20 protein-coding genes are annotated in these 24,690 nt (G+C 59.7%); 9 read left to right on the forward strand and 11 right to left on the reverse strand.

Translation table 11 applies throughout. The features are described from left to right. Positions 1–23: 23 nt before the first annotated feature. Entirely contained in the window at positions 24–497 is a 474-nt protein-coding gene (locus CAG02_RS07545; RefSeq protein ID WP_007954205.1) for an Lrp/AsnC family transcriptional regulator, read from the reverse strand. 144 nt (positions 498–641) lie between these two features. On the opposite strand from CAG02_RS07545, the gene CAG02_RS07550 reads away from it, so the two are divergent. Further along, positions 642–1,271 (forward strand): LysE family translocator, encoded by a 630-nt coding sequence (locus CAG02_RS07550; protein WP_085708765.1) that lies wholly within the window; start codon positions 642–644, stop codon positions 1,269–1,271. Here CAG02_RS07550 and CAG02_RS07555 read toward each other — a convergent pair. The 6 genes from CAG02_RS07555 to CAG02_RS07580 are packed head-to-tail and all read right to left on the reverse strand — an operon-like array spanning position 1,268 to position 9,455. Beyond that, entirely contained in the window at positions 1,268–3,403 is a 2,136-nt protein-coding gene (locus CAG02_RS07555; RefSeq protein WP_085708764.1) for a hypothetical protein, read from the reverse strand. The two genes, CAG02_RS07550 and CAG02_RS07555, sit on opposite strands and share 4 nt — an antisense overlap. Continuing rightward, positions 3,390–4,583, reverse strand: a complete 1,194-nt coding sequence (locus CAG02_RS07560) for a DUF3142 domain-containing protein (protein ID WP_085708763.1) — start codon at positions 4,581–4,583, stop codon at positions 3,390–3,392. The genes CAG02_RS07555 and CAG02_RS07560 overlap by 14 nt, the downstream gene beginning before the upstream one ends. A 48-nt stretch (positions 4,584–4,631) precedes the next feature. Then, positions 4,632–5,450 (reverse strand): class I SAM-dependent methyltransferase, encoded by an 819-nt coding sequence (locus tag CAG02_RS07565; protein ID WP_085708762.1) that lies wholly within the window; start codon positions 5,448–5,450, stop codon positions 4,632–4,634. Continuing rightward, positions 5,444–6,598: an acyltransferase gene (locus tag CAG02_RS07570; RefSeq protein WP_085708761.1), complete on the reverse strand. Its 1,155-nt coding sequence runs from the start codon at positions 6,596–6,598 to the stop codon at positions 5,444–5,446. Before CAG02_RS07570 ends, CAG02_RS07565 begins: the two co-directional genes overlap by 7 nt. Further along, positions 6,595–7,899, reverse strand: coding sequence for a glycosyltransferase (locus CAG02_RS07575; protein ID WP_085708760.1), 1,305 nt, complete (start codon positions 7,897–7,899; stop codon positions 6,595–6,597). Before CAG02_RS07575 ends, CAG02_RS07570 begins: the two co-directional genes overlap by 4 nt. Continuing rightward, positions 7,893–9,455: a glycosyltransferase gene (locus CAG02_RS07580; RefSeq protein WP_256576829.1), complete on the reverse strand. Its 1,563-nt coding sequence runs from the start codon at positions 9,453–9,455 to the stop codon at positions 7,893–7,895. The genes CAG02_RS07575 and CAG02_RS07580 overlap by 7 nt, the downstream gene beginning before the upstream one ends. Positions 9,456–9,881: 426 nt before the next feature. On the opposite strand from CAG02_RS07580, the gene CAG02_RS07585 reads away from it, so the two are divergent. Genes CAG02_RS07585 through CAG02_RS07620 form a run of 8 tightly spaced genes read left to right on the forward strand, consistent with a single transcriptional unit; the run spans position 9,882 to position 18,870 of the window. Next, positions 9,882–10,796 (forward strand): GDP-mannose 4,6-dehydratase, encoded by a 915-nt coding sequence (locus CAG02_RS07585; protein WP_085708758.1) that lies wholly within the window; start codon positions 9,882–9,884, stop codon positions 10,794–10,796. Then, positions 10,793–11,764, forward strand: coding sequence for a GDP-mannose 4,6-dehydratase (gene gmd / locus CAG02_RS07590; RefSeq protein ID WP_085708757.1), 972 nt, complete (start codon positions 10,793–10,795; stop codon positions 11,762–11,764). Before CAG02_RS07585 ends, gmd begins: the two co-directional genes overlap by 4 nt. Positions 11,765–11,767: 3 nt before the next feature. Further along, the gene (locus CAG02_RS07595; protein ID WP_085708756.1) at positions 11,768–13,210 is read left to right on the forward strand and encodes a mannose-1-phosphate guanylyltransferase/mannose-6-phosphate isomerase; all 1,443 of its coding nucleotides are present in this window, start codon (positions 11,768–11,770) and stop codon (positions 13,208–13,210) included. Further along, entirely contained in the window at positions 13,211–14,008 is a 798-nt protein-coding gene (locus CAG02_RS07600) for an ABC transporter permease (RefSeq protein WP_085708755.1), read from the forward strand. Further along, entirely contained in the window at positions 14,008–15,261 is a 1,254-nt protein-coding gene (locus tag CAG02_RS07605) for an ABC transporter ATP-binding protein (RefSeq protein WP_085708754.1), read from the forward strand. The genes CAG02_RS07600 and CAG02_RS07605 overlap by 1 nt, the downstream gene beginning before the upstream one ends. Further along, complete coding sequence (locus CAG02_RS07610; RefSeq protein WP_085708753.1) at positions 15,258–16,625, forward strand: glycosyltransferase family 1 protein; 1,368 nt, start codon at positions 15,258–15,260, stop codon at positions 16,623–16,625. Before CAG02_RS07605 ends, CAG02_RS07610 begins: the two co-directional genes overlap by 4 nt. Next, positions 16,609–17,739: a glycosyltransferase family 1 protein gene (locus tag CAG02_RS07615; RefSeq protein WP_085708752.1), complete on the forward strand. Its 1,131-nt coding sequence runs from the start codon at positions 16,609–16,611 to the stop codon at positions 17,737–17,739. The genes CAG02_RS07610 and CAG02_RS07615 overlap by 17 nt, the downstream gene beginning before the upstream one ends. Beyond that, a complete protein-coding gene (locus CAG02_RS07620; RefSeq protein WP_085708751.1) occupies positions 17,740–18,870 on the forward strand; it encodes a glycosyltransferase family 4 protein in 1,131 nt (376 codons plus the stop codon). A gap of 86 nt (positions 18,871–18,956) precedes the next feature. Here CAG02_RS07620 and CAG02_RS29485 read toward each other — a convergent pair whose 3' ends face one another. The 4 genes from CAG02_RS29485 to CAG02_RS07635 form a co-directional block, all read right to left on the reverse strand. After that, positions 18,957–19,337, reverse strand: coding sequence for a hypothetical protein (locus tag CAG02_RS29485; RefSeq protein ID WP_139831830.1), 381 nt, complete (start codon positions 19,335–19,337; stop codon positions 18,957–18,959). Positions 19,338–19,482: 145 nt separating this feature from the next. Beyond that, positions 19,483–21,774 (reverse strand): ATP-binding protein, encoded by a 2,292-nt coding sequence (locus CAG02_RS07625; protein WP_085708750.1) that lies wholly within the window; start codon positions 21,772–21,774, stop codon positions 19,483–19,485. 141 nt (positions 21,775–21,915) lie between these two features. Beyond that, complete coding sequence (locus tag CAG02_RS07630; RefSeq protein ID WP_085708749.1) at positions 21,916–23,940, reverse strand: pyridoxamine 5'-phosphate oxidase family protein; 2,025 nt, start codon at positions 23,938–23,940, stop codon at positions 21,916–21,918. Positions 23,941–23,985: 45 nt separating this feature from the next. Then, the gene (locus CAG02_RS07635; protein ID WP_085708748.1) at positions 23,986–24,612 is read right to left on the reverse strand and encodes a glutathione S-transferase family protein; all 627 of its coding nucleotides are present in this window, start codon (positions 24,610–24,612) and stop codon (positions 23,986–23,988) included. Between the last annotated feature and the right edge of the window lie 78 nt (positions 24,613–24,690).

The raw sequence follows: 24,690 nt of genomic DNA on the forward strand, positions 1-24,690 counted from the left end.
CTTCCCGTGCAATGCGGGAAGTATCAGGACGGCAGATGCCCCAGCGGCAGCGCTCCCGGGGTCTTCACCGTATGAATGGCAAAATTGCTGCGAATATCGCTCACGCCCGGCAACTTCAGCAGACAACCGGTTAAAAAACGGTCGTAGGCGCGCAGATCCGGCACCACCACTTGCAGCAGGAAGTCCGATTCCCCGGAGACCAGAAACGCTGAAATAACCTCCGGCAACGCCGTCACCGCTCGGTGAAACGCCTCGGCCTGTTCATCGTTGTGCCGCTCGACTTTGACTCCGACAAACACCGTCAGCCCCAGCCCCACCTCATCACGGTCCAGGTTCGCCTGATAACCGCGAATCACCCCCGCCTCCTCCAGCATGCGCACCCGACGCAGGCACGGCGACGCGGACAAACCGATTTCGTCCGCCAGTTGCACGTTGCTCAGGCGCCCGTCCCGTTGCAGCGCGGCGAGAATCTTGCGATCGAAGGCGTCGAGTTTCATGGTTGGCAGATCCTGATGGTGTAAGCGCGAAAAGAAAGCAGGTTATGCCAATCCTGACGGTTATAGAAGCCAACTACGCAAGCACCTGCCCTGCCCCTCAGTCATAGACTGATTGCACCGAATCGACAACGAAAGGGGTGCGACATGGCGAGTCTCTGGCTGTTTTTCCTGGCTTTGGCGGTGGTCTATCTGCTGCCCGGCCCGGACATGATCCTGCTGTTGCAGACCGGCGCCCGTCAGGGTCGCGGTGCAGCGCTGGCCACGGCAGTGGGGCTGGCGGTTGCCCGAGGTTGTCATGTTGCGCTCGCGGCGTTGGGGCTGGCGGCGCTGTTCAAGGCTGCACCATGGACGTTCGATGCGGTGCGGATGGCCGGGGCGGCGTACTTGCTGTGGATCGGCATTCAATGCCTGCGCACCACACTGCTGCCGGATCTGAGCGCCGGCACCGTAACGGCGAGCCATGGCCAGTGGCGCGCTGCAATCCGCCGTGGCCTGCTGACCAACCTGCTCAACCCGAAAGCCTTGCTGTTTTGCTCGGTGCTTCTGCCGCAGTTCATCGTGGCGGATGGCGCACCGGTGCTGACGCAGTTTGCGGCGCTCGGCGCGATGCTGGTGGCCGCAGGATTGCTGTTCGACAGCGCCTATGCCTTGCTCGGCACGGCGTTGGGCCGCTGGCTGAAACACAGCCCGACGGCCCAACGGGTGCAGCAGTGGTTATTCGGCAGCCTGTTGATCGGCTTTGCCGTGCGCCTGACGTTCGTGCAGCAGGCTTAGGCTTTGCGGGCCTTGCGCTGACGGCGGCTGATCAGCAACAACGCAACGGCCGTGAACGCGACAATCGCACCGATCACAGGCCACTTGTAGGGCCGCAGTGTCGAACGCACCGAATCGGTCACCTGGGTGACATAGCGCTTGTCGGCGTTTTCGAAGTCCGGATATGGGCACTGATGACCGAAGTCCACAGCCCATGGAACGTAAGGCCCTTCATCGACATAACGCTTGTACAACGCGCTCTGCTCTTCCAGGCTGCTGTTCCATCCGGCGGCCGAACACAGCACGGCGGCGAACGCCTGACTGGTGTGCGGCAGGTTATCCGCCGCACGACTGGCCAACGCCGTGGCAACAAACCGATAGTGATAGCGCTCATCCGGCTGCGCTTCACTGGCCTTCTGCCGTTGCACCTCGGCTTCGCTCACCAGCGGCCCGACTTTCAGCTCGGTGCTTTCCAGGCTGTAGTTGCCGCCGAAGGTTGCGTAATCCGGGGCCATTTCGTAGCCCAGGATATCCATGCCCCACTCGCGGGCCGTCCACGCGGCATTGAACAGCGCACTGGCACGCTTGGTCGGCCACCACGCCGAATCGGCTTTCATCCGTTGCTGGCCGTAGAGCCGGGCCTTGTGCTGCAAATCGGGATTGTCGAAATAACCGACCGCCTCTTCGTAGTGCCCCTCACGCAACAAGCGTCGCCCCAGCAGATTGCGCAGGCTCGCGGCCACCGGCAGCGGCACGTAATTGTCGCGATCCTTCTGGCTAAGCGCGGGCGGCGCCGGAACCTTGGCATCGACATACTGCTTGAGCTCATCAAGCGTCAGGACCCGCTCGGCCACGGTCGCAGCGTCGAACCAGTAAATGCTCTGGCTGCGATACAACTGATCGAACGCCTGCAGATACTCGCCACGTTGCAGCGCCAGAATCGCGCTTTCACCTTCGACCCGGCATTTGGGCTGAAGGGATTCCAGATTCCAGTCGGCGGTACGCCGTTCACCCCAGGACTCGTCCTGCGGGAAGGCTTGCGCGGCTTTGGCATAAGCCGCTGCAGCAGTGTTTTTATCGCCGTCGCGCACCGCCAGTTTCGCCCGCAGCCACCACGCCAGGCCGCTGTCGCCGGCGTGTTCGAGGAACGCCTTGGCGCTGGCGTAATCGCCCTGTTGATAATTCATGGCCGCCAGACGATCCGCGTTATCGAGGCTGCCACGGGTGCTCTCTTGCAGGGCCTTGATCAGTTTTTTCTCGTTCGGCGGCTCATCGCCGAACGACCAGCCGATCCGGCTGATCAGCGACGCGGTCACCAGTTGCTGTACGGCTTTACCGCGCAGCAACTTTTCCAGCCGATCCTCGGGCTCCTCGGCCAGATCGTTCATCAACAACTTCAACGAGGTGTAGCCGACGTTCGAGCCATGCAGGTTTTGCGTGGCATAGAGTTCGATGGCCTTGTCCCAGCTGCCCGCCGTGCGCAGCGCTCGCGCCTCTTCTCCGAGGCTGGCCACGCCCAGTTCCAGCGGATCGCTGAAACCGTCGATGCTCAATTGTCGCGTCTGGCGGAAGGCGTCGATGGCGTTTTCCAGTGCCTCGAGGGCATCACCCGCTTCGCTGCTCATGGCGAAGAACGCCCGGCCCAGCGAGTAAGCGGCCCAGGTGCTGCGCAGCGCACGTTGATCGGCCGGCAGCGCCAGCAACTGGCGGAAGTACTCGACCGCCAGCTGATGATCGCCAGCGCCGAACGCCACGGCGCCCGCCACATACAGACGCACTTCCGCCGGCAGGCTCGCGCCCTGTTCTTCGACCTGACGCGCATCGGTCAGGCTGCGCAGTTGTTTGACCAGCGCCTGCTGCTCAGCGCTCAGGCCCTGTTGCTCGGCCTTCTCGCGCAGTTCAGCGGGCTCCTTCGGTTCGCCATAGATGTCGTCCGGGTTGTAGGTGACCGCCGTGACGTTCTTCAGCCCGGGAATGGCTTTGCCGAGGCGACTGATCTCGAACCTGAAGTTGCCCTCCGGCAGTTCCGCCAGGGATTGCCCGCGATCGTCGAGCAGACGCATCGGGAAATCCGGGCCGCAGGCCAGCGCCGATCCCAGCGGCAGGCTGAGGCTCAGGCAAAGCAGATGGCGGGGCCAGTTACGGGTCAACATGCGAACCTCCTTGATCAATATTTGCGCAACGTGCCCAACCGATCGCACGCTGCCCGCCCGCCGGCAATCGGCCGTCGCGCAAGCGGGTGAAGGTAAGCAGATCCGCAGTCTGTTGCAATGCATAACCGGCGAGCGCGTCAGCGCCTTCGCAACCCCGGGCGTTGACGGTGATGCGGGCGGGCCATGCGCTGTCCAGGTTGCCGACGTTACGCAAAGCGATGTCTTGCAGGCCGTTGTGTTCGGTGAATGTCAGGCCGAGCTGGCTGTTCAACGCATCACCTCGGGCGACCGCCCGCAGCGTGCTCAGACTCCAGGCCCTGCGGTCGTTGGCCAGCGGCAGGCGAAACCAGATCAGACCGGCCAGATGCGCCGGGCGATCCTCGCGTAATTCACTGGCCAGCCGGCTCAGTTGCTGTGGATCGGCGAGCAACTCGCGTCGCTCGCCGCTGCGTTCCAGTGTGACTTCACTCTCCACCACCGGAGCGCCACTGGCGTCCGGCAACAGCGCCACGCCATAGGCCGGCAGCGCCAGGTAAAACGGGCTGTCGGTCACCCTCCCCCAGGCATTGGCCCAGCGCCGGGCCTGCTCGGGATCGAACAGACCGCGACGCGGATCACTGACGGCGTGCACCTGCAACACACTGCTGTCGACAGCCGCCAGCAGCGCCGGCAATTGCGGGCTGTCGAGCCAGGCGGGCAATGCGGTGATGCTCAAGGGCAGGTTGGCCGGCAATGCGCCGCGCAAATGAACGAGGAACCTGGTGTAGTCCGGCAATCGGGCATTGCCGGCGTCATGATCGATCTCGACGCCGCTCAGGGTCAGGCCCTGTTCTTGCCAGTCGGCGAGCACCTGCAGGATCTGCGCCGTGACGGCTTGCTGGTCGAGCGCCTTGAGCTGGCCGTCGAGGCGAATCACCGCAATCAACGGTCGGGCATCCTGCTTCAGCAGCGCGGAATCGACGCGTGCCCGATTCCATCCGGCATTCGGGAAGGCTTGCAGCGCCAGCACCCGAAGCGTCGAGAAGTCGCCATGACTGTCCTTCAGGGCGAGTTCATGGGCCGGCGTCCATTGTCGTTGCCAGACGTAGAGTTGCTGATCGAGCGGCGCGGCATCCTGGCGCTCACAACCACACAGCAGCAACACCGCCATCACGGCTGACCACCCGATAAAAAAGCGCATACCTTGCAGATCCCTGAGACATCAGGCTGCAAGGTTACACAAAAGCGTTCAGGGCTTGCGGGCGATGATCACCTGACTTTTCGCCACCACCGCATCCAGTGCCTGCTTGATCTGCGCGCCGCGCGGCGAGTCGAGCACTGCTTGCCAGGTCTCGGCCCAATGGTTGAGCAGCGGATGATCCGGGTTGCTGAATTCGACCTTGGCCTCCCAGAACAGCATCATCCACATCGACCAGTAAAACCCGTACTGGCTGTGGCTGATGATCTCCAGCCCGGCCTCGCTGACCATCGCCTTGAACTGCTCTTCACTGATGATGCGAATGTGGTTGGGCTTCTGGAAATACTCCGGTGCGGCGATGTCTTTCTGCAAATCTTCGGAGCTGGGGTGCGGCACGCTCAGCAGGTACAGCGCACCCGACTGGCCGACACGTACCAGTTCGGCAAGGAACTGTGCCGGGTCATCGACGTGTTCGATGACTTCAGTGGACACCACGCGCGTGGCGGTGCCATCGGCGATCGGCAGCGGGTTGCAGTCGGTGACGTGGCACTCGACGCCGCGGGCCGGGGTGTCGCTCAAGCGCTGGCGGGTGGATTCAACCTTGGCGCCGTCGATGTCGGCAATGATGATTTTCGCCCCGCGCATGCCACAGAAATGCACGTTGCCACCGTCGCCACAACCGACGTCCAGCAACGTGTCATCGGCGCTCACCGGAAAGTCCTTGTACAGTTCACCGGTCTCCTGGTTGAACCAACCGCTAAGCATCGCATCGTGCAGGCCGAGCATATACGGATCGACTTTGTCCGCAGCAGGCTGCGCGGCTACCGGGACGGACGTCGGCGCCGTGAGTTTCTTCAAAAGGCTCAGCATGAGGTGGCTCCAGAGGATGGGACGGCGTTGCGCGATGTACCGAGACGCCGCACCAGGGCGGCGCCGCGATTGCGCATCGGCATTTCGATGAAACGATAATTCAGCTCGCTGAGCAGCACGATCAGGCCACCGGCAATCAGCAGCGTCACGACCGGATGCCCCGCCGGGCTCGGCAGACCGGCACTCTGCAATCGGAAGATCAGTTCCCGCACCAGTTGATAGGCCGGGATGTGGATCAGATACATACCGTAGGAGCGGCTGCCGATCCATGCCATCAGCCGCTGCACTCTACCGGCCGGCAGCAGGTAATCGCGGTTGTACGAAGCGATCCATACCAGCAGTGCGCCAAGCACGGCAATCGAGCCGATCCGGTAAGAGGCGAAGGTGAAACGGTCGGTGGCCATGTAGCTCAACAGCAGCGCCAGCACAATCAGCGCAGTCACACCGGCCCACGGACGACGCAGGAAGGTCGGCTCCCATCGCCGCCAGGACGGCTGCACACTCCACATTGCCAGCAACACGCCGAGGGCCAGCGCATCGGTACGGATCACCATCAGTATCGGCGTGCGCAGGGTGAACAGTTGCACCGCGACCAGCGCCAGCAACGCCCAGACCAGATGCTTGCGGCACACCAGAATAAGCAGCGGGAACAGCAGATAGAACTGCTCTTCCAGCGACAGGCTCCAGTACACGAAACTGCTGCCGTACTCGTAATGAAAAAAGCTGTCGGCAAAGCGGAAGTTGGCGTATTGCAACACGCCCGCCAGCGTCGCTTGCAGGTTGGCGGGCAGCGTGCCGAAAGCCCCGGAGTGATTGAGAAACACGCACGCGAGCAGCATGAGCGCCAGCCATAACCAGGCCGACGGCAACAGACGGAAGGCCCGGCGCAGCCAGAAGTTGCGCGTCTGCTCCCAGTATTCCTGGCGGGTCGAACAGCCTCGCAGCGCCGGGATCAGGCTGCGGGCGATGACAAACCCGGAGATGGCGAAAAACAGGTCGACGCCCCACCACGGCTGGGCCCAGGCGTGGATTTTTTCCAGCAATGGCACCGGGTCGGTGAACAGGCTGCCCTGCATATGATGAATCAGCACACCCAGCACGGCGATCGCCCGCAGTACTTCGATGTCCAGGATTCGTTTGCCGCTCATGCCCGGGACACCGTTGTGTCTGCAGCGGCCCGGTGCTCGAACAACTGCGCGAGAAAGACCTGCAAACGCTGCTCGGCCACCGCCTGGCTGCAGAATCCCTGCAGGCTGCTGACCGCCCCGGCGGCCATTTGCGCATATCGCTGCGGATCGTGTTTCGCGACCTCATAGCTGTTGCGATAGGCGACGCAGACCGACGCCCAGTTGGTCATGTAGCGCAATGTGCGGAACGCCTTGCGCGGATCGTGAGGCCATGCGGTCAGTTCGTCCGTGGACTCGACCAGGAACGCGTTGTCTTCGCTCAGGTAATCGATCATCGCCGTGGTACGCGGCGCCACCGCCGGTTTGCCGCAGGACATGAACTCCATCAGCGGCAGGCACTGGCCTTCGCCGTAGGACGTGTTCACCACGTAGCGGGTGGCCTGCACCAGTCGCTCGTAGTCCGCGTCCGCGAGGTAGCCATAGATCAGCACGATGCGGCAGCGGTAGGACTGGTTTTTGTACAGGTGATGAAGGATGTCGCTGAGGGCTTCTTCGGCATCGTGGTGGGTGAGCTTGAGCACCAGGGTGGCGTCTTCGACCTCACGGAACGTCACGCAGAACGCACTGAGCATGTCTTCCCAGTTCTTGCGTCCGTCGCCGGGGTTGAACACCGAGGTGTACACCACGCCGTCCAGCAGCAGCTCCTGCTCACGAACCGGCGCCTGGAAGTCGATGCCCTTGCCTCGGCGCAAATGCTTTGGACCGAAGGCGTCGAGATCGAGCTGGCGACTGTCGGCCACCAGCCCCTTGATCTTCAGACGTACCGGCCCCGTCGAGGGCTGGCCTTGCAACTGGGCGCCCCGGGCGGCAAAGCGGTCCCACACCGGCGCCGGCACCGCGACAATCGGGTAGTCGGCGCCCATGGCCTCGCGCACCGCGTTGACCGTGTAGCTGGAGTGAGTGATCGCCGCCCCACAGGCGCGCAGCACCGTGCGCCAGTCATTGCGTGGCTCGCCGTCGAAAGGCTCGTTGGGGATGGTGCTGAATTCCCAGGCGAACACCGGCAATGTCGGGCACGCCAGATGGACCGGCGTGCGGTGCGGCGGCGAGAACGACAGGAACACGCACGGCTCTCCACGGGCCAGGCATTCCAGATACAGCGCATCGACTTCCCGCGCCGGATCCGCCACTTCCACTACGCGTCCGAGACGCTCGAGCACCGGGCGGTACTCCTTGAGCACGAAGTAATAGCTGTACTCGGAACGGCCGAGGTTCTGCGCGATGGTGTGCTGGTTGGTTTCCGAATGAATGATGATCAACATGGGGCGTTGTCCGTCACGGGGGCGTCATCGGCAGCTGCTGGCACCAGGCCGAAGAAGTCCGCCAGGCGCTGCTGTACCGGGGCGAAGGCGCAGTAGTCGTGCATGCGCTCGACGGCGGCGACCGACATTCGGCGATAGTCCTGCGGCTGCGCCTTGGCCATCCGGTAACTGTTCTCGTAAGCACTCTTGAGCGAGCCCCAGTCCGGCCGGTGACGCAGGGTGCGATAGATGATGCGGGTGTCTTGGGGCCAGATCGTCAGCTCTTCGCTGGACTTGACGACAAAGGCAACCGCGTCGTCGATGTAGTCTTCCATCGCCGTGTGATCCGGAGCGATCACCGGTTTGCCGCTGGACATGAACTCCATCAGCGGCAGGCACAGGCCTTCGCAACGTGACGCGTTGACGTAAAAACTGGCGGCCTGGTAGAGCCGCGCATATTGCGGATCGTCCAGATAGCCATGCATCACCAGCACCCGGCAGGCGAACGGCGTCAGTTGCGCCAGCAAGGTCATCAGTTCGCTGTAGTAGGACGCCAGATCGTTCTGGGTGATCTTCAACACCAGCGTCGCGTCAGGTGTTTCGCGAAAGGCCCAGCAGAACGCCGTGATCAGTTGATGCCAGTTCTTGCGGCCATCCCTGGGGTTGAACACGGTGACGTAGACCACGCCCTTGACGGTGGTTTCCACCACTGCCGAAGTGTCCGGCAGATCCAGCGGCGGAGCTTTTTCCACCGCCACTTCATGGGGACCGGCGATGCTCGGCAGACGTCGTTCGAGCCAGGCATGGGCCTTGTCCGAAAACAGATCGCGAAAGCCTTCCCAGTAGCCGTGGTGCAGGTATTTCACGCGGGCCATGGGCTCCGGTTGATCGCTCGGGTTCAACGCCCACAGACGCAGGTAATGGCGGGCAATGATCAGTCGGCGCTTGAGTGTCAGGGGTGGCGGGCGCCGTGCCTCGATCTCGGCCAGTTGCTCGGCGGTCAGTGGTTTGGGAAGCAGGTCATCGGCAGAGAGCCCCAGCGTACGGCTGTCGAAAATGCAGCCCTTGATCGCCAGGGTGGTTCCGGAGTTGATCGGCGTGCTGACCTGTTGCTCACGAATGGCCGCGAAGTTTTCCCACAGCGGCGTCGGCAATACCAGGACCGGAAAGTCTTCGCCCATGGCCCGGCGGATCGCCCGGGCGGTGTGGCTCGACAGCGTGATGACCCGGCCTTGCCGTGCGAGCATCTGTGTCCAGTCCTGACGCTGATCACCGTCCCACGACTCATCGGGGATGGAGTCGAACTCCCAGGCAATCACGCAGATCGTCGGGCACTCCAGATCGGTCGGGGTATTCTGCGGCGGGGTGAAGGACAGGAACACACTGCTTTCGCCGGCAGCGAGCAGCTGTCGGTACAGTGGATCGACTTCGCTGCGGGCGGACACCACATGCACCCGGCCCAGGCTTTCGAGTACCGGGCGATAGGCCTTGAGCACGAAGTAATAGCTGTATTCGGGACGCCCGAGACTCTGGCTGATGGAGCGGTCGTTGACATCCGAGTAGAGAATGAAATTCATGGCATCCCACGGTGCGGCCGCCATCCCGGCAGCCTCACGCTATGACGGCCAGGCATCGAACGGGTCGGCATGGCCGACAATCGTCCTGTCTCCCGAAGCACGTCGTCGTTCTTGTTTTAGTGGTCAGTTTCACCGTGCCGCGCTACCACTCTGGCAACGCTCGGCAAACTGCGACGAGGGGCATTCTAAACACATCCGTTCGGGATTCGTGAACCGCCCGGCGAGAAAAACCGGGCTACGCTGACGAGAACTGACCGGTCACGGTTTGGCCGGTTGAAATTGCTGCGCAATTGGCACAGATTGGCAGCCAAACAAATACAACAACGACTTCACCCGTCTTCCTGCCGAGTTTAAACACGGTCTGACAGACATTCCCCAATCAAGCCTGAGGGAAAAGGTGAGAGTTAAAGACCAAGGGGTCGCTGTTTGAAAAGAAGTCTGTTCATCACGGGTCTCAGTGGATTCGTGGGACAACATATCCAGTCGCGCCTGATGCTCGATGACTCGGCGTGGGAACTGCTGCCTGCCGCTTCACCTTATGACCTGACGGATCCGCAAAGCCTCGCCGACCTCTGGCCGCAATTGCCTGACGCCGTGATTCACCTGGCCGGTCAGACCTTCGTGCCTGAAGCGTTTCGCGACCCGGCCCGCACCTTCGACATCAATCTGCTCGGCACCCTGAATCTGTTGCAGGCGCTCAAGGCCAGAGGCTTCAAGGGCCCGTTCCTGTACGTCAGTTCCGGCGACGTATACGGTCAGGTCGAAGAATCCGCACTGCCGATCACCGAACAACAACCGCCCTGCCCGCGCAACCCCTACGCCGTGAGCAAACTGTCCGCCGAATTCCTCAGCCTGCAATGGGGCCTGAGCGAAGGCTGGTCGGTGCTGGTGGCGCGTCCGTTCAACCACATCGGTACCGGGCAGAAAGACAGCTTCGTGATCGCCAGCGCCGCACGGCAGATCAGCCGCATCAAGCAAGGGCTGCAAGCGCCGCAACTGGAAGTCGGCGACATCGATGTCACCCGGGATTTCCTCGACGTCGACGACGTGGTCTCGGCCTATTTCGCGCTGCTGGAAAAAGGCACGCCGGGGCAGGTGTACAACATTTGCTCAGGCCATGAGCAAAGCATTCGCAGCCTCATCGAGCAGATGGGCGACCTGGCCGAGGTCGAGCTGCAACTGGTTCAGGATCCGGCGCGCATGCGCCGCGCCGATCAGCGTCGCGTCTGCGGCAGCCATCAACGGCTCGCCCGGACCACAGGATGGACGCCGCAAATCTCTATACAACAATCCCTGCGGGCGATCCTGTCCGACTGGGAGAAGCGAGTACGACAAGAATGACAAAAAGTGCATTGATCACAGGGATCACCGGCCAGGATGGCGCCTATCTGGCCAGACTGTTGCTCGACAAGGGCTACAAGGTTCACGGCCTGGTGGCGCGACGCAGCAGCGACTCGCGCTGGCGCCTGCGGGAAATGGGCGTTGAAGGCGACATCGTGTACCTGGACGGCGACATGGCCGACGCTTGCTCGGTGCAGCGCGCGGTCATCAAGTCGGCGCCGGACGAGGTGTATAACCTTGCCGCACAAAGTTTTGTCGCCGCGTCCTGGGATCAACCGGTGACCACCGGCATCGTCGATGGCCTGGGCGTGACTCACCTGCTCGAAGCCATCCGCCAGTTCAGCCCGCACACGCGTTTCTATCAGGCATCGACCAGCGAAATGTTCGGTCTGATCCAGGCCGAACAACAGGACGAGAACACCCCGTTCTACCCGCGCAGCCCTTACGGCGTGGCCAAACTCTATGGCCACTGGATCACCGTCAACTACCGCGAAAGTTTCAACTTGCACGCCAGCAGCGGCATCCTGTTCAACCATGAATCGCCACTGCGCGGCATCGAATTCGTGACCCGCAAGGTCACCGACGCCGCCGCGCGGATCAAGCAGGGCAAACAGCAGGAGCTGGCCCTGGGCAACATCGACGCCAAGCGCGATTGGGGTTTTGCCGGCGATTACGTCGAAGCCATGTGGCTGATGTTGCAACAGGACAAGCCCGACGACTTCGTGGTCGCCACCGGGGTGACTACCACCGTGCGCGAGATGTGCCGCATCGCCTTCGATCACGTGGGTCTCAACTACCGCGACTACGTGAAGATCGACCCGGCATTCTTCCGCCCGGCCGAAGTCGAAGTGCTGCTCGGCAACCCGGCCAAGGCTCAGCGCGTGCTGGGCTGGAAACCGAAGACCGACCTGGACACCCTGATCCGCATGATGATGGATGCGGACATGAAACGTGTCGCCAAGGAGTAGGCCATGCTGATCCCCGTGATTCTGTCCGGCGGTGCCGGTACCCGTTTGTGGCCGGTGTCCCGCGAGGGCCATCCGAAGCCGTTCATGACCCTGCCCGACGGCCAGTCGCTGCTGGGCAAGACCTATCGGCGCGCCGCCGGTCTGCTGGACGGCTGGGGCGACATCGTCACGGTGACCAACCGCGAGTACTACTTCCAGAGCAAGGATCACTATCAGGCCGCGCGCCTGTCCCGGCATCGCGGGCACTTCCTGCTCGAGCCCACCGGGCGCAACACCGCCCCGGCCATCGCGGCAGCGGCGCTGTCGCTGCAAGCCCTGCATGGCGATGCGGCCATCATGGTGGTGATGCCCGCCGACCATTTGATCGTCGACGAAGACGCACTCAAGCGTGCGGTCGAACACGCGGTCAACCTGGCGAAGGACGGTTATCTGGTGACTTTCGGCGTGGTGCCGACCGCCCCGGAAACCGGCTTCGGCTACATCGAGACCGGCGCGCCGCTGGATGCAAAAGGCGCAGCCAAGGTGCAGCGCTTCGTGGAAAAACCCGACCTGCAAACCGCCACTCACTACCTGGAAAGCGGCAACTTCCTTTGGAATTCGGGGATGTTCTGTTTCTCCATCGCGACCCTGATCGCCGAACTGCAACTGCACGCCCCCGAGCTGCTCGAACAGACCCGCGCCTGCATGGCGGCGAGCGAGCCGCTGGAAACCACCGGTTACCTGCAACAGGAACTCTCTCCGGCGTTGTTCGCCGAAATCACCGACATTTCCATTGATTACGCACTGATGGAGCGCTCGGAAAAGGTCGCAGTCGTGCCTGCCGGTTTCGACTGGAGCGACATCGGTTCGTGGGGCGCCGTCGCCGCGCTGGTACCGGCCGACGCCGACAACAACCGCGCCAGCGGCGAAGCGATTTTCATCGACAGCCGCAACAACTTCGTCCAGAGCGAAGGCCGGCTGGTCGCCGCCGTGGGTGTGGAAGACCTGATCGTCATCGATACCGCCGACGCCGTACTGGTGGCCCACGCCGACCGCGCCCAGGATGTGCGGCGCGTGGCCAAGCAGCTCAAGGACAAATCCCACGAAGCCTATCGCCTGCACCGCACCGTCAGCCGTCCGTGGGGCACCTACACCGTGCTCGAGGAAGGCCCGCGCTTCAAGATCAAGCGCATCGTGGTCAAGCCTGGCGGCAAGCTGTCCTTGCAGATGCACCATCACCGCAATGAACACTGGGTGGTGGTCGAAGGCATGGCCAAGGTCACCAACAACGGCAGCGGCACGACCCTGGTGGCGAAGAACGAATCGACGTTCATCGCCGCCGGCCACAAGCATCGTCTGGAAAACCCCGGCGTGATCGATCTGGTGATCATCGAAGTGCAAAGCGGCGAATACCTGGGAGAGGACGATATCGTCCGCTTCGAAGACCAGTACGGCAGGACGGTTTAAATGCTGCTTTCCCTGTATCGCTCGCTGCATGACTACCGGGGTTTCATTCTCGGCAGCGTGCAGCGAGAGTTTCAATCGCGCTACCGCAACTCGCTGCTCGGCGCTTTGTGGCCCGTGTTCAACCCGCTGTCGATGATCATCGTTTACACCGTGATCTTTTCCCACATCATGCGCGCCCGCTTGCCGGGCGTGGATGACAGCATGGCCTACAGTGTCTACCTCTGCGCCGGTCTGCTGGCCTGGGGGCTGTTTTCTGAAATCACCCTGCGCAGCCAGACCATGTTTCTGGACAACGCCAATCTGCTGAAGAAAATCAGCTTCCCCAGAATCTGTCTGCCGGTGATTGTGCTCTGCAACGCGGCGATCAACTTTGCAATCATCATCGGCCTGTTCCTCGGGTTTCTGCTGATCACCGGGCGCTGGCCGGGCATGGCGCTGCTGGCGCTGATTCCCCTGATTGCGCTGCAAATGATGTTCTGCGCCGGGCTTGGCATGATTCTCGGCGTGTTGAATGTGTTCTTTCGCGACGTCGGACAGCTCTTTGCCATCTGCCTGCAGTTCTGGTTCTGGCTGACCCCGATCGTATACCCGATGAGCATCCTGCCGGAGTGGGTCCAGCGCCTGCTTCAACTCAACCCGATGACCAACCTGATCGGCAGCTATCAGAACCTGTTCCTGTATGGACACTGGCCTGTATGGAGTTCGCTGCTGCCGACGTTCATCGCCGCGCTGTTGATGTGCCTGATCGGCCTGCGGCTGTTTCGCCGGCGTGTCGGTGAAATGGTGGATGAACTCTGATGGGGCATATTCGTGTAACCGGCCTGGGCAAGGCCTACAAGCAGTACCCGACCCGCTGGAGCCGCCTGGCCGAATGGCTGATCCCGTTCTCCCCCCTGCGCCACCACCAGCACTGGGTGCTGCAGGATGTGGCCTTCGAGATTGCAGCCGGCGAGTCGGTGGGCATCGTCGGTGCCAACGGTGCGGGTAAAAGCACCTTGCTCAAGATGATCACGGGGACCACTCACCCCACCTGCGGCAAGATCGAGACTGAAGGCCGCGTCGCCGCATTGCTGGAGCTGGGCATGGGTTTTCACCCGGACTTCACCGGCCGCCAGAATGCCGTCATGGCCGGGCAACTGCTGGGGCTGCAAGTCGACGAAATCGAAGCGTTGATGCCCGACATCGAACATTTTGCAGAAATCGGCGAGGCGATCGACCACCCGGTCCGCACCTACTCCAGCGGCATGCAAATGCGCCTGGCCTTCAGCGTCGCCACCGCGCGGCGACCGGACATTTTGATCGTCGACGAAGCGCTGTCGGTCGGTGACGCCTACTTCCAGCACAAGAGCTTCGAGCGCATCCGCAGCTTCCGCAAGGCGGGCACGACGTTGCTGATCGTGTCCCACGACCGCTTCGCGATCCAGTCGATCTGCGATTCGGCCATCCTGCTCAAGGATGGCCACATGGCCATGTACGACAAACCGGAAGCCGTGCTCGATTATTACAACGCCCTGATGGCCGAGCGTGAGGGTCAGGTCGTGCGTCAGGAAAAGCTCGCCGGTGGCGAAATGCGGACCGTGTCCGGTACCGGTGAAGCCGCCATTCTCGAGGTGCGCCTGCTCGATGAACAGGATCGCTCCATCGATGCTGCCGAGGTCGGCCAGCCAGTGGTGCTGGAAGTGCAGGTCGAGGTACGCCGCGACATCGAACGGCTGGTACTCGGCTTCATTCTCAAGGACCGCCTGGGCCAGATGATGTATGGCATCAATACCCATCGCCTGGACAAGGCGCTGACGGACCTGCATGCCGGTGAGCGCGTGACCTATCGCTTTGCCTTCGTGATGGGACTGGGCAAGGGCAACTACTCGGTATCCTTGAGTCTGTCGCGCCTGGACTCCCATCTGGATCGCAACTTCGAGTGGCGCGACTATGGCCTGGTATTCCATGTAATCAACAACCGGCATGAAGACTTCGTCGGTTGCTCATGGCTCGACGCCAAGGCCTCGATCACCCGCCACCCCGCCGCTGCATTGACCGAGCGCGCACCATGACTCGCTTGCTGGTCGAATGCACCCACGTGTTCCGGCACCCGAAAGTCAATTCGGGCATTCAGCGGGTGGTGCGCAACGTCATCAAGCAATTGCCGCCGAACGCTGAAGGGGTCGAGTGTGTGCCGGTGGTCCTGCTCAAGGGCAAGCTGTACCGCGTGACGCGCCTGGCGCCACTGGACTCGCCGCTGTTCAACGCCATCGTCACGTTCGGCGAGCGCCTGGAACGGCTGGCCCATCGCTTCTGGCAATGGCATCAGCGCCTCGACAGCCGTTGCCGGAGCAAACTGACGCGACGGGCGCTGTACGTCGGCTATCGCCTGACTTCTTTCGGGCTGTTCGGCATTCCGCTGCGGCTGGTCGAGCAGGTCAACCGCTATCAGTTGCCTCAGCGCTGCGAGCCTTTGCAACACCGGCCGGGCGATCAACTGGTGTTGCTCGATTCGTCCTGGCACTCGGATTTTTTCCTGCATGCCGAACGGCTCAAATGCGAAGGCGTGGGCATCGTCGCAGTGATCTACGACCTGATTCCCCTGACCCACCCGCAGTTTTACGACACGCGGCTGGTGCAGGTTTTCAGTGAATGGTTCGACTGGATCACCCGCACTGCCGACGGCTATCTGGCGATTTCCGCCACGGTGCGCGATCAGGTTCGCGAGGAAGTGCAGCGCCGCCTCGGTTCGGCACAGGTCGAGAAACGCTGGTTTGACTACTTCCACCTCGGGTCCGAACTCGATCTGCAGAGCGTCGAGGCCGCTGTCGAGCCGAGCCTGGAACGCCTGTTCGCCACACCGGAGCCGGTGTTCCTGATGGTCAGCACCATCGAGCCACGCAAGAACCACGACTACTTGCTGGATGCCTTCGAACGCGCCTGGGCAGCCGGTTCGAACGCACGCCTGTGCATCGCCGGACGCATCGGCTGGAAGTGCGACGCCCTGCTCGCCCGGGTGCGAAACCACGCCGAACTGAACCGGCGCCTGTTCATGTTCAACGACCTGAGCGACACCAGCCTGGAACACGCCTATGCCCATTCCAGCGCCTTGGTGTTCCCGTCGTTCGTCGAAGGCTTCGGTCTGCCGCTGGTGGAAGCCATGCAGCGCGGATTGCCGGCCATGGGCAGTGACATTGCGGTGTTCCGCGAGATCGGCGGCGAGTTCATGGCCTATTTCGATTTGCACGATCCGCAACAGCTCGCCGAACTGGTCATGGCCTTCGAGCGCAGCGGCCAATTCCCTGCCGCCCGCGATGTGACCGACTGGCAATGGATCGGCTGGCGCGAAGCCAGTCAGCAACTGGCCGAGCGCACCGCACGCCATGTGCTGCAGGCGCCTGCGGCGCAAGCGAGGTCCCATGCGCGTAGCCCTTAACGCACGGATTCTCCAGGCGCCACGCACCGGGATCGGCCATTACGTTGCCGAACTGGTGAACGCCTTGCACGCCGAGACCGATATCGACGTGGCGCTGTTCCACGGCTGGGGCTGGAGTTCGCAGCTGCCGGAAGCGGCAATGCCCGGTTACTCGCGCCTGACTCCGATGCTGCGCAAGATCCCCGGTGCCTACCAGGCACGCCGCTGGCTGGAGCAGAAACGCTTCGATCAGGGTCGTACAACCGACATCGACCTGTACCACGAACCGAGCCTGTGGCCGCTGGCCTTCGACGGCCCGACCGTGATCACCCTGCACGACCTGACGCACCTGCATTTCCCGGACACGCAGCCGCAGGCGCGACTCAGGGAAATCGAGCGGCGGCTGGCCGACGGCATCCAGCAGGCGCAGGTGATACTGACCGACTCGCAAGCCATCGCCGACGAAGCCCAACGCTATTTCGGGCTGCCCGCCGAGCGCTTCGTGGTCGCGCCCCTGGGTGTCGCCGAACGTTTTCATCCGCGCGAACCGCAAGCCATCGATGCAGTGCTCAAGGCCCATGCCGTGGAGGCACGGGAGTATTTCCTGTGTGTCGGCACACTGGAGCCGCGCAAGAACCTGAGCCTGGCCCTGCGCGCCCACGCGCTATTGCCCGAAGCCGCGCGCCAGCGCTTCCCGCTGTTGATCGTCGGCATGGCCGGCTGGCAGCGCGAGCAGTTCAGTGACGAATTGCGCCAAGCCTTGGCCAGCGGTCACGTGTGCCTGCTCGGCTACTTGCCGGATGAACAGGTGGCGCAATTGCTGGCCGGCGCCCTGGCGCTGGTTTTTCCCTCGTTGTATGAGGGCTTTGGCCTGCCGGTACTGGAAGCGATGGCCAGTGGCACGCCGGTGGTGGTCACCCGCTCCTCTGCGATGCCGGAAGTGGCAGGGGCTGCTGGTAACTACATTGAAGCTGACGATGCAGACGGCCTGCGCGATGCGCTGAACCGCCTGATCGACGATCAAGCGCATTGGCAAGCATGCCGGGAAGCCGGATTGCAGCAGGCACGGCTTTTTTCCTGGAAGCGTTGCGCGCAGGCCACGGCCGGCGCCTACCGCCAGGCTTTGGGAGGTTGAATGCGAGTTCTTCATTTTTTCAAGACGTACCTGCCTGACTCGGTCGGCGGCATCGAACAAGTGATCTTCCAGCTCTGCGAAAGCGGCACCCTGCACGGTATCGAAGGCCAGGTGCTGACCCTCAGCGCCAATCCCGAGCCGGCGGTGCTGCAACTGGGCCAACACGAAGTGCATCGCGCCAGGCTCGACATCCAGTTCGCCTCCACCGGTTTTTCCTGGAGCGTGTTCAAACAGTTTCGCGAACTGGCCGCGGAAGCCGACGTGATCAACTATCACTTCCCGTGGCCGTTCATGGACCTGGTGCATTTCGCCAGCGGCATGAACAAACCGAGTGTGGTGACCTACCACTCGGACATCATTCGCCAGAAGAACCTGCTCAAGCTCTACCGTCCGCTGATGAACCGCTTCCTCGCCAGCGCCGACCGGATTGTCGCGGCCTCGCCGAACTACCTGCACACCAGCGATGTGTTGCAGCAGTTCCAGGACAAGACCCGCGTCATCCCCTACGGCCTGAACAAGGCCGGTTATCCACAGCCCGACGTCGAGCGCATGAACCGCTGGCGCCAGCAGCTTGGGGATAAGTTCTTCCTGTTCGTCGGGGTAATGCGCTACTACAAGGGCCTGCACATCCTGCTCGATGCCTTGAAAGACGTGGACTACCCGGTGGTGATCGTCGGCGCCGGCCCGCTGGAGCAGGAACTGCACGCCCAGGCTGCTGCGCTGGGGCTGCGCAACATCCATTTCCTCGGGCGCGTGAGCGATGAAGACAAGGTCGCCCTGCTGCAACTGAGCTACGCCATCGTCTTCCCGTCGCACCTGCGTTCGGAAGCGTTCGGCATTTCGCTGCTGGAAGGTGCGATGTACGGCAAGCCGATGATCTCCAGCGAGATCGGCACCGGTACCAGCTACATCAATATCCACAACGAAACCGGGCTGGTGGTGCCGCCGAGTCATCCACAGGCGTTTCGCGAAGCGATGCGCACCCTGTGGGAAAACCCGGCTCGCGCCGCCGAAATGGGCGTCAAGGCTGAAGCCCGTTACCGGCAGTTATTCACAGCCGACGAAATGGGCCGCAAGTGGACGCAGCTGTATCAGGAGCTGCTGGAGGAAAAGGCGCTTTCCTACGCCTGAACTTTTAAGTGGAAGGCAAAACTACCTTCAACCAAGGTTTCTGAAACCACTTATTAGAAACCTTGGCAATTCAAATAGTGACCTACTTAAGTAAGCATCTGCTCTATATAGCTGACAAGCTTTACATACAACTCATTAACATCAGCACGAATCACACTTTTATCCTTCAAATTACCGTGCACCCAAGTAATAAATCTATCACTTAAATCAAACTCTAACGAATCGCCTCTGACGCCAAATTTCCCTGGAAGAACCATATACCCCGCATTTGGAGACTTAGTTCTAATAATTCTTGCCCAAGGAATGGATTTTTCTATCTCTAGCTTCCGAAACTCTCCCCATACAGGAAAGAGAACTCTATTCCCAATCTCCCAAAAGACATTACCTTTTCCGGTCAAAATATCTTTAAAAGACTGAGCATCCAAGGGACAAACATCATCTTTATAAAAAGAAATTATGGGTGTCACGCTATCTTTTTGACTACTCTCCTGTAAATGCAGACCTGCTTAATTTAAAAACTTTAGTACAAGCTTTAAACTTGCCTCCTCGGCCCCACCGTACAAACATATACTTCATCGCCATAAAATCTACCAACTTCTTTATGAGATAAATTCACGATGACTTTTTTATCGTACCATTTTTTACCAACTCTAAAACATCAGACAACTTCATAGGCTGATGATTTTCAAATTTAATAAAATGCGAAAGCACGTAAGACCTGTACTTATCCCGCTCCATATCAATGGATTGATTCAATGTATAAAAAACGGCCGCGAATATTTTATCTTCAGGTGAAAATTCAAAAAAATACTTGTCTACATACTCTAAAAGACTTCCAACGAGATCCTCAGCTGCCTTTTCTTTCGCCTCTTTTAGGATTTTTTCCCTATTATAAGAAATAAAATCACTAGCTTGGTAGCCATAATAGTCAATACAACATGCAACCATTGGGATCGACGGATGCAAATCGCTAAATTCTTGACCTCTAAAAAGAGTCTTAAATCTTCCAGATGCGAAATCAAAAAACTCAACATTAGATAAAATCGTATTATATTTTTTACTAAAGTATTCTTTACTACCTTCTTTGCTCAAAATCTCATCTGAAGCAACGATTTTGATCGGACTGCCTTTGCTAAAATCATGAACTGCACGGAATAAATTTATTTCTTCATAACCACTCAGATCCGTTTCTTCATCTGTAAAATCATAGACGTTTAGCTTTCTCAACAGCTGCTCGCCCTCCGTTCCAAATGGAACACTCATTCTAGATGGAAATGGGGCAACCACTATATCAACTTTTATGATTGCACCGTAGTCTATAGAGTCGGCTGGTAGGTCTTCGATAACTACCGGATTCTCATTTGATTTAGAAAAGCAAATCCTCATAGCCTCATGGCTAAATATACTTTTTGTAGTAATTGAAAAACTATCAGAAAGCAAATATATGCTTTGCAACCCAATACCGAAATTACCTGACGGCTTAAACCATTGAGGCATGCTTTCAACTAAATTTTGTTTAGTTTTATTTTTAGTTGATCCCCCAACCTTTAATATGGTTTTCAAATCATTTTTGCTGATCCCCGCCCCTCTATCCTTAACAGTCATACTCAAGAGACGTTCATCGGTACCTTTAATAGAAAACTGAACATCTATTTTTTTTCTATCATAGACCTCACTCAAGGTATCTGAAAGCGGATTAGTCTCCTTGATAAACTCTCTATTTTCTACCCAAATAGACATCAAAGTTGAATCAACAGCATTTTGCAGGATCTCTCGGACACTTTCGAACCGTGAAGAATACAACCCTGTACTTCTCAATAATTTCAGAATTTCATCTTGATCAACATTAAATCCCGGTTTCTTTCCTTTCTCTAGCACAACGTACGGTTTTACAAGCGAAACATCTGGAGGTGAAAGTGTTGGCAGTCTACCAAGTTTTTTCGACGGTACTATTTTGTGCCATCGCTGAGATTGTTTATGATACTCCGCCTCTAGCCATTCAAACCACTCATATGCAACTACGTAGGATTCCGGCGTTGGACAAATCGCTTCAATCTCTATCCTTTCAGAGTTCAATCTAAAATGCCGTATGCTTTTATGCTTATCTAAATGCGCGTGACTCCTGGATGGCAGTTTTTCTCCACTCATTCGCATCATAACAGGGCAAAAACGATTATCATCTATATCAAGCAAGTCACCCATCCGAAGAAGTGCTGCAACATAACGAGGGTGACAATCTTCAGTAGCCATGCCTGCTTCTGCAAAAGGCAGACTCATCATTTCTTCGAAACTTTGCCCATGTGCCTTACAAATAGAAGCAAGAGTCCCAAACAACCTTTTCGGGAGTAGCTCATTGCGTGGAGAGTCAAGCCCTATTTCATAGAAAGGATCATTAACAATATTAGCTGAATTTTCAGGATGCTTCCTGCGATACCACTCGGCAATAAGTTGAATGTATTCATTAAAAAACGCATGGGCTGCTGCCCCACTTGGAACTATCGCTTGCTCAGCCATCCACTTTTCTGCAAAACCATGGAGTGGGTCGTCAGTTTGCTTTGCAATATCTTTAACAAATTCAGCGAATGCGGGGCTTTCCATATCTTGAATTTGTTTATGAGTAACAACCATACCTATATCATGATTGTAAGCAGCTTCTAAAATCAGCCACATGTCCGTAGCGCTAAGGTGCTCAATCTTATCGCCAAGTAGCCGCTCAATATTTACGATAATTTGTTTTGAATGAGAGGCGTCATGACGACTGTAGTGCGGGAAAATGCTACTGATATTCTGGAGAGCTTTTGAAATCAACTCTTTGTCGAATCGCCACTGAGACTCTAAGAGTTTGAGATGCGGGTGTCGACGACAGGATTTTCTAAAGGCCGCTTCCAAGCTAACAATACGCATTGTCCTATAAACTCCCTCAAATACTTTTGCCGTTTTTAGCACGAGGTTTATAGCACAAAACACGCTACAGCTTTCATGTATAGAAACACTTTAGTGGAAGTTACTGGGCAGGTGATTTCCTCTATAGAGCGAATTGGTATTTCACAGATCCAGCACCAGCGGCTGGGCACTTTGCGCCGGCACCGCACAGCAGATCAGCACCTGCCCTTCCTCCGGCACTTCGGCCGGGGGCTGTGGATAATTCACCGCGCCGCTGATCAGCCGCGTCTTGCAGGTGCCGCATGATCCTCCGCGACAGCTGAACTCCGGGCGTAATCCACGGCTTTCCGCCAGCTCCAGCAAACTGCCGCCCTCGGGCTGCCACCGTGCTTCCTTGGCCGAACGCTCGAATACCACCGGCACCGAGGTGGTGGCGGCCGGCAATTGCTCGATCACGATGGCGTCCGGATCGGCCTGGCGCTTGAGGGTCGAAGGGCCGAAGGTTTCGGCGTGGATCTGGTCGTCGCGCACGTCCAGTTCACGCAGAATGTCGTAAAGGCCCTGGGTAAAAGCGCCGGGGCCGCAGAGCACAAAATCGATCTGATCAAATTCGTCGATAAGGTTCCTCAACAAGGCACCGTCGATACGCCCGTGCAGGTCGTAATCCTCGCCTTCCACCAGATCGGGCTCCGGCTGGCTGAGCAGGCGCAATACCCGCACCGCATCGCCGGCGTCTTCCAGCAAGCGGTCCAGTTCCGCGCGAAACGGCTGGTCGGCAAGGCTGCGGGAACTCTGGATCAGCCAGGTCGGACGAATCCGCCGGGTGCGCAGGCCCTGATACACCACCTCGCGCAGCATCGACAGCAACGGCGTAATGCCAACCCCGGCTGCCAGCAACACCAATGGCCTGTGCTCCAGCGGCGCCACGGTGAAATGCCCTTGGGGCGAACGCGCCTCCAGCACATCGCCGACGCGCACCTGATCGTGCAGGTGGGTCGATATCCGCCCTTCACGCTTCACGCTGATCCTGAAGAAGTCGTCCGACGGCGCACCCGACAGGCTGTAAGTGCGAATGAACACTTCGCCATCGAGGGTGAAACGCAGCGGCAGATGCTGCCCGGCCTGGAACACCGGCAGACCGGCACCGTCCACGGGTTCGAGGTAGAACGAACGAATGTGCCGGCTCTGCGCTTCAATCCGCGCCACCCGCAGCGGCCGCCAGCTGTCACCCAGAGCCTGGGCCTGCAAACGTGCGTCGGCCTGGGCCCAGGTGCCGGTCAGCAGACTGGTCGGCGACATGCCGTCGAAGCGCCAGCGCAAGGCCAACGCCCCCGGACGTCGCACCGCTTTTTCCACCTCGAACGTCCACAACCGCTCGGCGCCTTGGAAGGCTGCGATTTGCGGTCCTTCAAGAATGACCTCGGTGCGGCCGCTGAGCTGCAGCACATCGCCTGTGGAAAAGTCGATGAACAGCAAGCCGGCCCGGGGATTGAGCAGCAAGTTACCGAGAGTGTTGAAATGCAGGTTACCGGCAAAATCCGGAATGGTCAGGCGATTGCCTTCCACCCGCACGAAACCGGCCTGGCCGCCGCGGTGGGAAACATCCACCGAGCGCTCGCCGTCGACATCGACGTAGCTGGCGACGAAGAAAGTGTCGGCGGTTTCGATCACTGCGACTGCCGCGTCATCGAGCCCGTCGAAGTGTTCGGCGCGCCGGGTTTGCGGATCCGTCAGCGGCACCCGCTGAAATTGGCGCAACTGAATGTACTGCGGGCAGTTGCCGAAGGACTGATCGACCGTCAAATCGAAACCGCTCGCGCCAAGATTGCCGATGTGGCCATTGAGGCGATTGCGCCGACGGGTGTGCAACTCGATGCCCAGCAGGCCAATCGCCGCGCCGTCCTGCAACTGCGCCGGGTCATCGGCAGCGGGCAAGCTGTCGAAGTGCAATTGCGTCGGCTCGGGAGAGTGAGCGAAACCCGGTTCGCCCTCCAGCACGCTGGCCCACGGACGACCATCGGCATCCACCGCGCCGAACAGCATGAACGGCAATTGCTCATAAAACTGACGGTGCTGATCCGGCATCCAGGTGCGAATCACCTTGCGACCGAATTCCTCCATGCGCTCGGCAACACCGACCTGCGCTTGCAGTTGCCGCTCGCCGGCGTGCCAGGGTGAACGTTCCATGACGACCTCTCCCCCACGCCAGCGGCGTAGTCTGGACGATGAACCTCAAGCCGTGGCTTGCAGACCGGCAACGGTGCGTGGCATCGCGACGAAACCGGGCAATGCTTCAACCCGTGCCAGCCAGGCGCGCACATTGGCGTAGTCGTCCAGCGACACATTGCCTTCCGGCGCATGGGCGATGTAGCTGTAGGCCGAAACGTCGGCGATGGTCGGCTCGCTGCCGACCAGGAACGGAGTCTTGCCCAGTTCCAGATCCATCACCTTGAGCAGGTTGTGCGCACGGGTGATCGCCTCATCGGCATTCAGTGTCGCCCCGAACACCGTGACCAGCCGCGCCGCCGCCGGACCAAAGGCAATCGGGCCGGCCGCCGCCGACAGCCAGCGCTGGACGCGCGCCGCGCCGACCGGATCGCTCGGCAGCCAGCGACCGTTGCCGTACTTCTGCGCCAGATACACCAGAATTGCATTGGAATCGGCCAGCACCACGCCGTTGTCATCGATGGCCGGCACTTGCCCGAAGCTGTTGATCGCCAGGTATTCGGGTTGTTTGTGCTCGCCCTTGGCCAGATCGACGAAGATCAGTTCGGTCGGCAATTGCAGCAGTGACAGCATCAGCTCGACCCGGTGGGCGTGGCCGGAACGCGGGAAGTTGTAGAGTTTGATCGCTTGCATGGTCGACTCCGCTGGACGTTTGCGTCGCCCGGAATGGACGACAACCGTGGCAGCCATCTTCCGCCTATCGTGAAAACA

Source organism: Pseudomonas sp. R43(2017), assembly GCF_002112345.1.
Classification (GTDB): Bacteria; Pseudomonadota; Gammaproteobacteria; order Pseudomonadales; family Pseudomonadaceae; genus Aquipseudomonas; species Aquipseudomonas kribbensis.